This window comes from Burkholderia sp. 9775_39 (assembly GCF_015712225.1).
GTDB lineage: Bacteria > Pseudomonadota > Gammaproteobacteria > Burkholderiales > Burkholderiaceae > Burkholderia > Burkholderia cenocepacia.
On record NZ_JACCQC010000015.1, the window covers coordinates 1 to 13,713 of the forward strand.

General features: G+C 69.4%; 13 protein-coding genes. 10 read left to right on the forward strand and 3 right to left on the reverse strand.

Translation table 11 applies throughout. The annotated features are described in order from the left end of the window. Positions 1-1,003, forward strand: a 1,003-nt coding sequence (locus H0X90_RS20435) for a LysR family transcriptional regulator (protein ID WP_077191047.1), incomplete at its 5' end; no start/stop codon positions are given. A 26-nt stretch (positions 1,004-1,029) separates the two neighbouring features. Here H0X90_RS20435 and H0X90_RS20440 read toward each other — a convergent pair. Then, positions 1,030-2,148 (reverse strand): porin, encoded by a 1,119-nt coding sequence (locus H0X90_RS20440; RefSeq protein ID WP_077191046.1) that lies wholly within the window; start codon positions 2,146-2,148, stop codon positions 1,030-1,032. A gap of 418 nt (positions 2,149-2,566) precedes the next feature. Here H0X90_RS20440 and H0X90_RS20445 point away from each other — a divergent pair, with 418 nt between their 5' ends. Further along, the gene (locus H0X90_RS20445; protein ID WP_034202737.1) at positions 2,567-3,964 is read left to right on the forward strand and encodes an MFS transporter; all 1,398 of its coding nucleotides are present in this window, start codon (positions 2,567-2,569) and stop codon (positions 3,962-3,964) included. 156 nt (positions 3,965-4,120) lie between these two features. Further along, the gene (locus H0X90_RS20450; protein ID WP_062885314.1) at positions 4,121-5,110 is read left to right on the forward strand and encodes a PDR/VanB family oxidoreductase; all 990 of its coding nucleotides are present in this window, start codon (positions 4,121-4,123) and stop codon (positions 5,108-5,110) included. 118 nt (positions 5,111-5,228) lie between these two features. On the opposite strand, the gene H0X90_RS20455 is transcribed toward H0X90_RS20450, so the two are convergent. Continuing rightward, entirely contained in the window at positions 5,229-6,146 is a 918-nt protein-coding gene (locus H0X90_RS20455) for a LysR family transcriptional regulator (protein ID WP_021033498.1), read from the reverse strand. A gap of 140 nt (positions 6,147-6,286) precedes the next feature. Here H0X90_RS20455 and H0X90_RS20460 point away from each other — a divergent pair, with 140 nt between their 5' ends. The 3 genes from H0X90_RS20460 (at position 6,287) to H0X90_RS20470 (ending at position 8,580) form a co-directional block, all read left to right on the forward strand. Continuing rightward, positions 6,287-7,570 (forward strand): Rieske 2Fe-2S domain-containing protein, encoded by a 1,284-nt coding sequence (locus H0X90_RS20460; protein WP_006483596.1) that lies wholly within the window; start codon positions 6,287-6,289, stop codon positions 7,568-7,570. After that, positions 7,567-8,070, forward strand: coding sequence for an aromatic-ring-hydroxylating dioxygenase subunit beta (locus H0X90_RS20465; RefSeq protein ID WP_074804201.1), 504 nt, complete (start codon positions 7,567-7,569; stop codon positions 8,068-8,070). The genes H0X90_RS20460 and H0X90_RS20465 overlap by 4 nt, the downstream gene beginning before the upstream one ends. A 123-nt stretch (positions 8,071-8,193) precedes the next feature. After that, the gene (locus H0X90_RS20470; protein WP_077191045.1) at positions 8,194-8,580 is read left to right on the forward strand and encodes a tautomerase family protein; all 387 of its coding nucleotides are present in this window, start codon (positions 8,194-8,196) and stop codon (positions 8,578-8,580) included. A 44-nt stretch (positions 8,581-8,624) separates the two neighbouring features. Here the strand turns inward: H0X90_RS20470 and H0X90_RS20475 are convergent, their stop codons facing one another. Continuing rightward, positions 8,625-10,178: a sensor histidine kinase gene (locus tag H0X90_RS20475; RefSeq protein ID WP_043205028.1), complete on the reverse strand. Its 1,554-nt coding sequence runs from the start codon at positions 10,176-10,178 to the stop codon at positions 8,625-8,627. 150 nt (positions 10,179-10,328) lie between these two features. On the opposite strand from H0X90_RS20475, the gene H0X90_RS20480 reads away from it, so the two are divergent. The 4 genes from H0X90_RS20480 to H0X90_RS20495 all read left to right on the forward strand — a co-directional run bounded on the left by H0X90_RS20480 (position 10,329) and on the right by H0X90_RS20495 (position 13,688). Beyond that, positions 10,329-11,522: an acyl-CoA dehydrogenase family protein gene (locus H0X90_RS20480; protein ID WP_077191044.1), complete on the forward strand. Its 1,194-nt coding sequence runs from the start codon at positions 10,329-10,331 to the stop codon at positions 11,520-11,522. A 102-nt stretch (positions 11,523-11,624) separates the two neighbouring features. Continuing rightward, positions 11,625-12,002: a hypothetical protein gene (locus H0X90_RS20485; RefSeq protein WP_006490490.1), complete on the forward strand. Its 378-nt coding sequence runs from the start codon at positions 11,625-11,627 to the stop codon at positions 12,000-12,002. Positions 12,003-12,010: 8 nt separating this feature from the next. Then, positions 12,011-12,532: a nuclear transport factor 2 family protein gene (locus H0X90_RS20490; RefSeq protein ID WP_006490491.1), complete on the forward strand. Its 522-nt coding sequence runs from the start codon at positions 12,011-12,013 to the stop codon at positions 12,530-12,532. Between the two features lie 31 nt (positions 12,533-12,563). Next, positions 12,564-13,688, forward strand: a complete 1,125-nt coding sequence (locus tag H0X90_RS20495; RefSeq protein ID WP_077191043.1) for an amidase — start codon at positions 12,564-12,566, stop codon at positions 13,686-13,688. Positions 13,689-13,713: the final 25 nt, after the last annotated feature.

Consider the following 13,713-nt stretch of genomic DNA (forward strand, 5'->3'; position numbering starts at 1 on the left):
GGCCCGCCCCGACCCCGCGCCGCACGACGGCGACGCGTCCGACGGCCTGCGCGTGCAGGATCTCGATCTCAACCTGTTGAAGACGTTTCGCGCGGTGTACGAGGAGCGGCACGTCGGCCGCGCGGCGCTGCGGCTCGGCGTCACGCAGCCGTCCGTCAGCTACGCGCTCGGCCGGCTTCGGCTGATGTTCCGCGACGCGCTGTTCGTGCGCACCGGCACCGGCGTCGAGCCGACGCCGCGCGCGCAACGGCTCGCGATCTCGGTCGACAAGGCGCTCGCGATCCTGCAGGACGTGCTCGACGAAGGCTCGCGCTTCGCGCCCGACAGCACGCAGCGCGTGTTCCGCCTGCACATGAGCGATTTCGCGGCGAGCGCGTTCCTGCCGACGCTGCTCGCCGCGTTCGACCGGCGCGCGCCGGGCGCCGTGATCGAGACACTGCACGTCGACGAATGCCAGCTCAACGTCGCGCTCGAATCGGGGCGCATCGACTTCGCGCTCGGGCATTTTGCCGATGCGTCGAGCCACTTCCAGCGCACCGCGCTGCTGCACGAGCGCTGCGTGCTGCTGATGCCGCGCCGCACCGCGCAGCGCGTCGGGCTGCCCGACGATTTCGTGCTCGACGGCACGGCGCCCGATGCGTTGCGCTTCGTCGCGGTCACGTCGCATCCGCAATCGATGCAACTGCTCGAACGGCACGAGCTGATGCCGCGCGTGCGCGCGGCGCTGCCCGATTTTCTGGTGGTGCCTGCCCTGCTGCAGGCCGGCGATTACGCGCTGATCCTGCCGGAGACGATCGCGATCACGTTCGCGGCACGCCAGCCGTGCGTGCTGTACGAGATCGCCGGCGCCGGCGAATGGGCCGTCAATGCGTACTGGCACCGCCGCTTCGACGCGGACCCCGGCCATCGCTGGCTGCGGGCACTGCTGCTCGAACTGTTCAATATCGGCGAGCAGGCGCCGTTCGACGCATGGCTCGCGCCGCAGCCGCCCGCCTGCGCATAGCGGCGCACGCGGGGCCGCCGCAACGCTCAGAACGACGTGAGGATGCCCGCGACGAGCGAGCTGGCGGTCGCCCCCGGCTTCGCCACCGCCACGCCGCCGCCCGCCGCGCCGTTGACGACGAAGCGCGCATGCGCGCCGTTGCGCACCATCGCGGCGCCCGTGTACAGCACCGTGCGCTTCGACAGCGGATAGTCGAAGCGGATGCCGTACGAATCGGCGTTGCCGTCGCTGTCGGCCACCTTCCGGTAATGGCCGATGCTCAGCAGCAGCGACGCGCGCCCGATCGGCACCGTCGCGCTGAGTTCCATGATGTCGCTGTGCGGATACGCGCTCTGGCCGTCGATCGCGGTCGCCACATCGGGGCCGCCGCGATGGCGCAGGTACAGCGCGGCCACTTTCACGACGCTGAAGTCGTACGAAATCGCGCCGAGCGTGTAGTTGCCGTTCGCGGCCGGGCTCGTGCTGCCGAGCGTGGACGACGCGACCGGACTGAACTTCTGCTGCATGTAGTCGACGTCGACCGACAAGCCGCCGCGCACGTAATTGATGCCGGCGCCGTACGTATCGCCGAGCGTCGCCGGCTGCCCGGCCGCGCCGTTGGCGCCGCGTGCAGCCATCGCGCGCAGCATGAAGCCCGCGTAGCGCGGCGACGTGTAGCGCATCGAGTTGCGCACGCGCAGGAACGCGGGCCCGACGAAATTGTTGGTCGCGTTGCCCCAGGCGAGCCCCGCGCCGAGCCCCGGCAGGCTGTACGTGACGAGCGTCGTATGCAGGATCGTGTAGAGCTCGCCGAACTGCACGCCGCCGAACGGCCCGGTGATGCCGACCCACGCTTCGCGGCCGAACAGCGCGCTGCTGTTCGACAACGCGCCGCTCGCCGCGTTGAAACCGTCTTCCAGCTTGAAGATCGTCGCGTAGCCGCCGCCGAGATCCTCGACGCCCTTCAGCCCCCACTGCGACGCCCACAGGTTGCCGCTGCCCATGCGCGTCACGTGGTTCGGCCCGGCGTTCGCGTATTCGATCGCGGTGTCGATGCGGCCGTAGAGCGTCACGCTCGATTGCGCGACGGCCGGCAGCGCGATGCATGCGAGCAGCGCGGCAAGCGGTACGGCAAGCCGGTCGGCCCGCCCGTTCGGATGGTTCATCTGCGTCGTCCCGTAGAAGTTGCGGCGCCTGTCGGCATCGCGCCGCTTGATGTGAAGCGCGTTCGCTTTCAGATGCGAACGCTGCCGATCAAAACCGGGCCGAGTCTAGGAACGACAATTTCGGACGTCGACGCAATGCGCTCTATAACGCTTATAGATGCGCCGCATGACGCGCGCGGGCCCCGCCGCACGCGCGCTGCACGGCGGCCCGTGCGCACGGTCTCGGTGTTTTCTTTATCCGGGTCGGTAAATGTCCGTGTGGCGCGGCTGTCACTCCGGCTATGGCGGCCGAATTTGGCCGACTACGCTGCTCTCCGATCGTGTCGATCGTGTCATCCGCACGCTTTCGCGCCGCGACGGCGCCCGGCCCGCCAGGCCGATGCCGCGCTTTTCCACCGCCCGCTCCTGGAGAACCCGCATGTCCGCATCCACGGCCCGCGCTGCCGACGGCAAGCGCTATACGTACGAATGGTATGTCGTCGTCATCTGCATGCTCGCGTACATCTTTTCGTTCGTCGACCGGCAAGTCCTCGTGCTGATGATCGAACCGATCAAGCGCGACCTGCACCTGTCCGATACGCAGTTCAGCCTGCTCAACGGCTTCGCGTTTTCGCTGTTCTATGCGGTGATGGGCTTGCCCGTCGCGTATCTCGCCGACCGCTATGCGCGCCCGCGCATCATCTCGCTCGGCATCGCGCTGTGGAGCGTCGCGACCGCCGCGTGCGGGCTCAGCCAGCATTTCGTGCAGATGTTCGTCGCGCGGATGGGTGTGGGCGTCGGCGAGGCCGCGCTGTCGCCCGGCGCGTATTCGATGCTCGCCGACTACTTCCCGAAGGAGAAGCTCGGGCGCGCGGTCGCCGTGTATTCGCTCGGCTCGTTCATCGGCGGCGGCATCGCGTTCCTGATCGGCGGCTACGTGATCGCGCTGCTCAAGCATGCGAGCGCATTCACGCTGCCGGTCGTCGGACAGGTGCATGCGTGGCAGGTCACGTTCCTGATCGTCGGGCTGCCGGGCATCCTCGTCGCGCTGCTGTTCGCCGCGACCGTGCGCGACCCGCAGCGCAAGGGGCTCGCGCAGGATCGCTCGGGCGCCGTGCGGCGCGTGTCGATGCGCGATTCGCTGCGCTTCGTCGGCACGCACCGCGCGACCTTCGCGTGCCACTACCTCGGCTTCTCGTTCTACGCGATGGCGCTGTACTGCCTGCTGAGCTGGACGCCCGCGTTCTATATCCGCCGCTTCGGGATGACGGCCGTCGAAGCCGGCTATACGCTCGGCATCGTACTGCTGGTCGCCAACACCGCCGGCGTGTTCTGCGGCGGCTGGCTCAACGACTGGCTGCTGCGGCGCGGCCGCGGCGATGCGCCGATGCGCGCCGGCGCGATCGGCGCCGCGTGCATGGCGATCCCCGCGACGCTGTTCACGCAGCTCGACAGCCTGCCCGCATCGCTCGCGATGCTGGTCGTCGCGATGTTCTTCGCGTCGTTCCCGATGCCGACCTCGACCGCCGCGATGCAGACGCTCGCGCCGAACCAGATGCGCGCGCAGATCTCCGCGTTGTTCCTGCTCGTGTCGAACCTGATCGCGCTCGGCATCGGCACGACCGTCGTCGCGCTGTTCACCGATCGCGTGTTCGGCGCGCCGGCCGCGGTCGGCCATTCGATGTCGATCGTCAACGTCGCGGCGGCCACGCTCGCCGCGCTGCTGCTCGCCGTCGGCTGCCGGCACTATCGCCGCAGCCTCGACCGTGAACGCGGTCACACGTCGGCCGCGACGCCGCAGGCCGCCGGCGCTGGCGACGCGATTGCCGCGCGCTGAACGCCGGGCACGACCGCGCGCCCGAGTATTATCCATCCGGCTGATTCAGGCATCGCTTTTTAATCGATTTGATTTATGCGATGCCCATCCCTATTCTCGATCGCATGAAGGCGCGGGCTCTACCGCGCCGCTTTCCTCTATCCCACGGAATTTCCCATGCAAGCGAACCGCCACCAGGTCCGGATCGACGCGCTGATCGACGCGGCGCAGGACATCCGCTGTTTCCGGGTCTCGCGCGTCGACGGCCAGCCGTTCGACGCGTACGAACCGGGCGCCCATATCGACGTCACCGCGCCGTCCGGCATCACGCGGCAATACTCGCTGTGCGGCAACCCCGACGAGCGCGGCAGCTACCTGTTCGCGGTGAAGAAGGAAGCGCGGTCGCGCGGCGGCTCGCGTTCGCTGCATGACGACGTGAGCGTCGGCGCCGAGTTGTCGATCGGCACGCCGCGCAACCTGTTTCGTCTGACTGATGACGCGAGCGAGCACGTGCTCGTCGCGGCCGGCATCGGCATCACGCCGCTGCTGTCGATGGCGTATGCGCTGCACAAGCGCGGCGCGCGTTATCGACTGCACTATTTCGCGCGCAGCCGCGACCATGCCGCCTTCGTCGACGAACTGTCGACCGGGCCGTTCGCGGCGCACGTGACGTTCCACTACGGCGTCGAGCCCGATGCGCTCGCGGCCGAACTCGGCCGTTGCATGGAATCGATCGACCCGACGGCGCATGTCTATACGTGCGGCCCCGGGCCGTTCATGGATGCCGTCGTCGCGGCCGCGGCCACGCGAATCCCGGAAGACGCGATTCATCTCGAACGCTTCGCGGCGGAACCCGTCGCCGCCGATGCGGGCAATGCCGAAGCCGGTTCGGGCCTGACCGACGGCTTCGAAGTGCGCCTGCAACGCAGCGGCCAGTCGGTGCGCGTCGCCCCCGATACGTCGATCGTCGACGCACTCGCGACGATCGGCATCGAGGTCGACACGTCATGCGGCGAAGGCGTGTGCGGCACCTGCATGGTGCCGGTGCTCGACGGCGAGCCCGATCATCGCGATCACTGCCTGAGCAAGGCCGAGCGCGCGAGCAATACGGTGATCTGCTGCTGCGTGTCGCGCGCACGTTCCGCCGTGCTGGTGCTCGATCTCTGACACGTCGGGCGCGCCGACATGCCGCGGCGCCGATCCAGCGATGGGCCGATGCGCTGGAAGCCGATGCAGGCCGACACCGGCGCGCCCCCTCGGCCGCCCATCGCGCACCACCCGAGCGTCACTCGTCGAAGCGCTCGACGATCTCGGCGAGCAGCGCACGCATCCACGCGTTGCCTTCGTCCTCGTGGAAATGCTCGTGCCAGTGCATCGTCACCGGCGCGGGCGGCAACGTGACCGGCAGCTCATACAGACGAAATGCGTTGTCGCGGTTCAGGATCTGCGCGAGCCGCTTCGGCAGCGTCGCATACAGATCGGTGACCGACAGCACGCTCGGCAGCGCGACGAAGTGCGGCACCTCGAGCGCGATGTTGCGGCCCACGCCCTGCGCGCGCAACGCGTCGTCGAGCGCGTGGTGGCTGTGCTCGACCGATTTCACGTTGACGTGCGCGGCGCGCACGAACTGGTCGAGGCTCAGCGCGGCAGCCGCCGGCAGCCCGCGCCGGCGCCCCGTCATGCACACGTAGGTTTCCTCGAACAGCAACTGGTGGCGCGTGCGCGGCATCAGCTCCGGCAGGTTGCCGATCGCGAAATCGAGCCGGCTCGCGCGCAGCGCCTCCTCGATCTCCTCCACCGGCAGCGGCTGCACGCTGAGCGTCACGCGCGGCGCGCGCTCGCGCAGCGCCTGGCAGATCGCCGGCAGGTACGCCATCTCGCCCGCATCCGACAGCGACAGCCGGAACGTGCGCGTGCTGGCGGCCGGATCGAAGCGCTCCGCATAGCGCAGCGCGACGCGGACCATGTCGAGCGCCTTGCCGACGATGCCGGCGAGTTCCAGCGCGACCGGCGTCGGCTGCATGCCCGAACGCGTCCGCACGAACAGCGGATCGTCGAACAGCGTGCGCAGCCGGCCGAGCGAATAGCTGACGGCCGGCTGCGACAGCGCGAGCCGCTCGCCGGCCTTCGTCAGGCTGCGTTCCTCGACGATCGCCTGGAAAACGCGCAACAGGTTCAGATCGAGATGATCGACCGACGTCATCGTGACCTCCATCATTTGCCGTATTTATTTGATCATCGATTTTAGATCAATTTGACCGATATGTAGCAGAAGACGAGACTGGTCCCTGGACGCTGCGCACGGCGCGGCCCGATTTTCGCGACTCTTTCCCCACGACGACGATGAGCGACATTGCCTACCAGACGATCGACACCCGCGCGTTGCATGGTCTCGCGCAGCCCGACCGCATCGCGCCCGCGATGTATCACGATCCCGCGCTGTTCGAAGCCGAACTCGACCGCATCTTCTACCGCACCTGGATCTGGGTCGCGCACGCCAGCGAACTGCCGAACCCGGGCGACTTCATCACGACGACGATCGGCCGCCAGCCGGTGATCGTCGTGCGCGACAAGACCGGCGAGATCAACGTGCTGCAGAACCGCTGCCGCCATCGCGGCGCGACCGTGTGCGAAGCGCACAAGGGCAACGCGAAGGGCTTCACGTGCCCGTATCACAGCTGGTCGTACGCGCTCGACGGCACGCTGCGCGCGCTGCCGTACGGCGACGGCTACGAAGGCGTGTGCGACAAAGGCGACCTGCCGCTCGTGAAGCTGCGCGTCGGCGTGTACCAGGGGCTGATCTTCGCGAGCTTCAACGATGCGATCGAACCGCTCGAGGATTTCCTCGGCGGCGCGAAGCCGTGGATCGACCTGTTCATGAAACAGGGCGCCGGCTACCCGATCAAGGCGAACGGCGAACACAAGTTCAAGTTCAAGGGCAACTGGAAGATCCAGCTCGAGAACACCACCGACCTCTATCACTTCCCGGTCGTGCACAAGTCGTGGATGAAGTCGATCGACGACGAGACGGCCGCCGCGATCACGAGTTTCATGACGAGCGAGCACGCGTTCTGCCGCGGGCTCGGCAACGGCCACAGCCTCGCGGTGCTGATGCCGGAGTTGATCGATCTCGACGAGGACGACGGCGCGCCGCTGCCCGAGCGTTTCGCGCCGCTCGCCGCGAAGCTCGCCGAGCGCCATGCGCCGGACGAAGTGCGCCGCATCGTGCGCTCGCTGATGGGCGTCGGCTTCAACCTGAACCTGTTCCCGAACCTGGCGCTGTCGATGGCGTTCTTCCGCGTGCTGCGGCCGATCTCCGCGAACGAAACCGAGATCCGCCACGTCGCGCTCGCGATGGACGGCGGCCCCGACGAAGCGAACCGCGAGCGGCTGCGCATCCACGAGCACTTCCAGGGCCCGTTCGGCTTCGGCAGCCCCGACGACGCGGAAGCCTGGGAGCGCGTGCAGCGCGGCGCGCACGCGGGCCCCGACGTGCCGATCCTCGTGAATCGCGGGCTGAACCGGGAGACGACCGCCGCGAACGGCGAAAAGACCGCGCATGCGACCGACGAAACCGGCATGCGCGAGGCCTACCAGCAATGGCGCAAGATGATGGAGCAACAATGATGGACGACCGCAACGCCCTCTTTTCCGAGCAGACCTTCGCCCGCGCGGTCGAATTCGTGTGGCGCGAAGCCGAGATGCTCGACCGCCGCGACTACCGCGCGTGGCTCGACCTGTGGGACCGGGCCGGGCACTACGTGGTGCCGATCGATCCCGACACGACCGATTTCGCGGCGACGCTGAACTACGTGTTCGACGACCAGGACATGCGCGAGAAGCGCGTGCAGCGGATGGTGTCCGGCTATTCGGCGTCGGCGACCGACGCGGCGCGCACGGTGCGCACCGTGTCGCGCTTCACGCTGGAGAGCGGCAGCGCCGATACCGTCGAGCTGAAATCGGCGCAGGTCGTCGTCGCGTACAAGCGCGGCGTCGCGACGCTGTTCGCGGCCGACGTCACGCACAAGCTGCACGTCGATGCCGACGGCGAGATGCGAATCGCGGAGAAAGTCGTGCGCCTGATCGACTCGACCGAAGCGCTGAGCGCGATCGGCTTCCTGCTGTAAGCCCTGACCGGTTCAACGTCGCCAACGCAATGGTGAACCGGGCACCTTCACCTGTGAGCGGCCCACCGGTTCGCCGCCGCCAACGCAAAGGTGAGCCGGTCACCTTCACCTTTCCGGACGACCATGCCCACACTCGAAGTTTTCCTGCCGGCCGGCCACGATGCCGCGCGCAAGGCCGAACTGATCGCCAGGCTGACCGGTGCGACCGTCGACGCGATCGGCGCACCGATCGAATCGGTGCGCGTGTTGCTCACCGAGCTGCCGGCGACGCATATCGGCCTCGGCGGCCGCAGCGCCGCGGACGGCGCGCCGCCGTCGCTGCCGGTGATCGTCGCGATCCTGATCGCCGGCCGCACCGACGCACAGAAGCGCGCGCTGATCGCCGCGCTGTCCGACGCGGGCGCGCACGTGCTCGACGCGCCGCTGCAGGCGACGCGCGTGATCATCAAGGACATTCCGAACACGGACTTCGGCATCGGCGGCCAGACCGCGCGGGCGCTGGGGCGCTGACCATGCGCCGCGCGCCGCTGCCCCGTCGTGACGCCGCGCAGCCGCTAGGCGGACGCGTCGGCGAGCGGCAGCGTCACGCGGCAGTCGAGCCCGCCGCCTGCGGCCGGGCTCGCGGCGATCCGCCCGCCGTGGCGCGTGACGATGCTCTTGCACAGCGACAAGCCGATCCCGTTGCCGCCGGCCTTCGACGACGAGAAGCCGTCGAACAGCCGGTCGTGCGCGCCGGCCTCGATGCCCGGACCATTGTCGATCGCACGCAACTCCGCGTGGCCGGCCACGTTCGCGGTGCCGAGCGTCAGCGTGCGCGGCAGCCGCTCGCAACTGGCGAATGCCTCGATCGCATTGAACGCGAGATTCAGGATTACCTGCCCGATCAGCACGCGTTCGCAGCGGATCGGCAGCGGTGCGTCGGCCTGCACGATCGCGACCGTCACGCCGGCCTCCTTCGCGCGCAGCTCGATGAAGTACGCGACGTCCGCGAGGATGTCGCGCAGGTCGGCCCGCGCGACGACCGGCTCGCGCTTCACGATGAATTCGCGCACGCTCTTGATGATCAGCGCCGCATGCTCGGCCTGCCGGTCCGCGCTGCGCAGCCCCCAGATCGCGTCGTCGACGGCGCCGTCGCCGTTCAGCCGCCGCACCGCGCCTTCGATGAAATTGCGCACGGCCGCGAGCGGCTGGCTCAACTCGTGCGCGATCACGGTCGCCATCTCGCCCATCGCGTTGTAACGGCCCGCGTATTCGAGCATGCGCGCTTCGGCGCGCCGCGCGTCCTCGATCGCGACTTCGTCGCTCACGTCGCGGAACTGCACGAGCAGCCCGTCGAGATCGTCCTCGATCTCGACCTGCCGGCACAGGATGCGCAGCCAGCATGCCGAGCCGTCGCGCCGCACGATCCGGTAGCGCTGCGGTGCGGACGGGTGCGCCGATGGTGCGTCGCGCAACTGCGCGACGAGCCGGTCGCGATCGGCCGCGGAGCAGTAGTCGAGCACCGCGCCGAGCGGTTCGTCGGGCGCGAGCCCGAGCACGCGGCGGCCCGACTCGCTGATGAACTGCACGCCGCCGTGCGGCGTCACGACCGCGATGCCTTCGTCGAGATCCTGCATGAACTCGCGCAGCCGCGCCTCGTAGCGGCGCAACTGCTGGCGGACCGCCTCCTCCGCGCTGATGTCGCGGAACTGCACCATCACGACGTCGCGCCCGCGCAGCGGCACGTAGGTCGCGGTGGCCTCGGACAGCATGTCGACGCCGGTACGCGAGCGATAGCACCACTCGTACACCTGCGGCCCGTCGACGAGCGCACGATCCCATGCGCTCACCGCGATCTCGCGGCGGTACTTCGGCTCGGGACGCGTCATGTCCGGCGCCTTCAGCGGCAGCAGTTCCTCGACCGAAAAGCCGAGCGCGATGCACGCGGCGCGATTCGCCCACACGATTGCCCTGGTGTGCGCGTCGTGCAGCAGCACGCAGGTCGTCAGCGCGTCGAGCAGCCGGTGGAAATCGTCTTCGTCGGGAAAACTCATGATCGGATTCGGAAGAAGGCGCGCGGCGTCGCGCGGCCGGAAACCCAACATAGCACCGGCGCGCGCCGATCGCATCTGAAGATTTCTTTAGGTCGGCACGGAGCGTCACCAGTCGCGCGGCCCAACGCACCAATTGCTGCGTGTTTTCGGCGTTTCTAGACTGGTTGCATCGTCTGGCTCCCCGCAACCGACACAGAAATCGCCCCCCATCCCCAGGAGACAACCATGCCGCAAGCCGCCCTCGCCATCGAATCCGCGCCGACCTCGCCGCCCGCGGCCTCTCCCGCGGCCGGGCAGTTGTCGGCGCTCGACGCGGTGCTCGAAACGGTCGCCGCGCGCCGCGAGGAATTCGACCGGCTGTCGCACGTGCCGCGCGACGTGATCGCACTGTTCAAGCAGGCCGGCATCTATCGCGCAGGCACGCCGCGCCGCTTCGGCGGCGATGCGCTCGCGCCGACCGCATTCCTCGACATGATCGAACGCATCGCGACCGCCGATGGTTCGGCCGCATGGGTCGCGAGCTTCGGCTCCGCGAACGTCTACCTCGCCGCGCTGCCGCTCGAGACCCAGGCCGAGCTGTACGCGGGCGGCCCCGACCAGGTGTTCGCGGGCGGCCTGTTCCCGGTGCAGCCCGCGCAGGACGCGCCGGGCGGCTGGCGCGTGAACGGCACGTGGAAATTCGCGAGCGGCTGCAAGGGCGCCGACTGGCTCGGCGTCGGCATCGCCGTGCCGGGTGTGCAGGACGCCGCGCCGAACAAGCCGCGCACGGCCGTGTTCCGCGCCGCCGAGGTCGAGATCGTCGAGAACTGGAGCGTGGTCGGCATGCAGGGCACCGGCAGCCACGACCTGCGCGTGAACGACCGCTTCGTGCCCGAGGCGTGGACCTTCGTACGCGGCGGCGAGCCGACCGTCGACGAACCGCTGTACCGCTATCCGACCGTCGCGTATGCGGCGCAGGTGCTGGCCGTCGTCAACCTCGGCCTCGCGCGTGCGGCGCTCGACGTCGTGAATCGCATGTCCGGCGGCCGCCAGACGACGACCGGCGCGCCGCGTCCGGCCGATCGCGCGTATTTCCGCATCGAGCTCGCGAAGGCCGAGGCCCAGCTGCGCTCGGCGCGCGCGTTCTTCTACGATGCGACCGACTCGGTGTGGCAATCGATCCTCGCGGGCAACCCGGTGACGCCCGACCAGGTCAGCCTGCTGCGGCTCGCGGCCACGCAGATCGCCCGCGAAGGCGCGAGCGTCGTCGAGCGCGCGTACCGCCTCGGCGGCACGGCGGCGATCTACCGGTCGCATCCGCTGCAGCGGCTGCTGCGCGATGCGATGGTCGTCACGCAGCACGCGTTCCTCGCCGAAGGCAATTTCGACGGCGCGGGCGCGGTATTCACCGGCGTCGCGCCGTTTCCCGGTTATCTGTAACCTGCATCGACCGACGCTTTTGACGAACGCGCATGAAGCCGAACCGGTCGCGCCGTCGCCGGCCGGCTCATGCGCCCGCCTGATTTCTCTGGAGAACCCGATATGTCCGATTCGAATCCGCTGCCGCTGCGCGTCCTGTTCTGCTGCGGCGTGTCGCAGAATTTCTTCGACCTGCCGCGCGAGCAGATCGGCGAAGTGTGGCAGGCGTACGGCGCGATGCTCGCGGCCGTCGAAGCGATGCCCGGCGTGCGCGTGCTCGGCGTGATGGACGACGACCGCCTCGTGGTCGGCCAGGCCGACGGCGCGCCGTGGACCTTCTACATCATGGCCGACGTCGCCGATTTCGACACGACGGTCGCCGTGTGCAACCTGTACCGCACGACGCCCGTCGGCGAATACAACCTGTGGCGCTACGGCAAGATCGAGGCGCGCGTGGGCCGCGCGCTGACCGTGCCGCCGGCCGCGAAGCCCGCGGCGTGAGGCGCGCGATGACCGACCTGTCCCCTGCCGCGATCGACACGCTCGTGCAGCGCGTCGCGGCGCTCGATGCCGAGCGCGCGGTGCGCGCGACGCTCACGCGCTACATGGCGCTGTGCGACGTCCCCGCAGACGCCGGCGCCGGCCCGTCGCTCGCCGACCTGTTCACGGCCGACGCCGTGTGGGAAGGCATCGGCCCGCAATACGCGCGGAAGTTCGGCCGCCTCGAAGGCCCCGCGGCGATCGTCGCGATGCTCGGCCGCTACCTGCCGCCCGATCCGCATTTCGCGGCGAACCTGCACTTCCTGACGTCGGAGTCGATCGAGATCGGCGCCGATCGCGCCAGCGCGCGCGGCCGCTGGATCATGCTGCAGGCGTCGCGCTACGCCGACGGCTCGGCCGAACTGATCGCCGCGCGGTTGACCGTCGATTTCGCGCCGGCCGCCGACGGCGCCACCTGGCTGATCCGCCATTTCCGCACCGAACGCGTGCTCGACGGCCCGTGGCCGCTCGCCGCCGCGCCACGGTCCTGATGTTTCCCGCTGCTTTCGCACGATACCGACCATGACAGGCTTCATCGACACCTTCACGCTCGGCGGCCCCGGCCCGACGATCGCGATCAAGGACACGATCGACATCGCCGGCCATCCGACCCGCGCGGCGAGCCGCGCGCTCGCCGATGCGCCGCCCGCCGCGCAGCACGCGGACGTGGTCCGCCTGCTGCTCGACGCCGGCTGGCAGATCGCCGGCAAGGCGAACATGCACGAACTCGCGTTCGGCATGACCGGCATCAACGACTACACGGGCACGCCCGTCAATCCGCAGGATGCCACGCGCATTCCCGGCGGCTCGTCGAGCGGCTCCGCGTCGCTCGTCGGGCTCGGCGCCGTCGATGCGGCGCTCGGCACCGATACCGGCGGCTCGATTCGCGGGCCGGCCGCGTGCTGCGGCGTGGCCGGGCTGAAACCGACGTTCGGCCGTGTGTCGCGGCGCGGCGTCGCGCCCGCCGACACGACGCTCGATTGCGTCGGGCCGTTCGCACGCGAGATGCGCACGCTCGTCGCGGTGATGGCCGCGATCGCGCCGGGCTTCGATCGTGCGCAGGCGACGGCTGCCGCGGCAGGCTGCACGGTCGCGCAACTCGTCGTCGACGCCGACCCGGCGATCGCCGCCGCGCTCGATGCGGCCGTTCGTGCATCGGGCCTGCGCGCGCACACGGTCGTGCTCGACGAAATGCCGGCCTCGTTCGCGGCCGGGCTGACCGTGATCAATGCGGAAACGTCGCGCGCGTTCGGCCATCTGGTCGAAACGGGGCGGCTCGGCGCCGATCTCGATGCGCGACTGCGCATGGCCGCGACGACGACACCGGCCGCGCTCGCGGAAGCCGAAGCCGTGCGCGCACGCTTCACCGCGCAGGTCGACGCCGCGCTCGAACACGCGGACGTGCTGGTGCTGCCGACGCTGCCCGCGCTGCCGATCACGCTGCAGCAGGCCCGCGACGGCGTATCGGTGATCGCGATGTCGTCGCTGATCCGGCCGTTCAACCTGAGCGGCCATCCGGCGCTGAGCCTGCCGCTACCGCTCGCCGGTTCACCGCTGAAAGCCGGCTTGCAGATCGTCGGGCGCAAAGGCGCGGACGAGCGAGTCTGCGCGATCGCGGCCCACTTCGAAGCGGCGCTCGCCGCATGAACCACGATGCGGGCGCCGCTTCCAT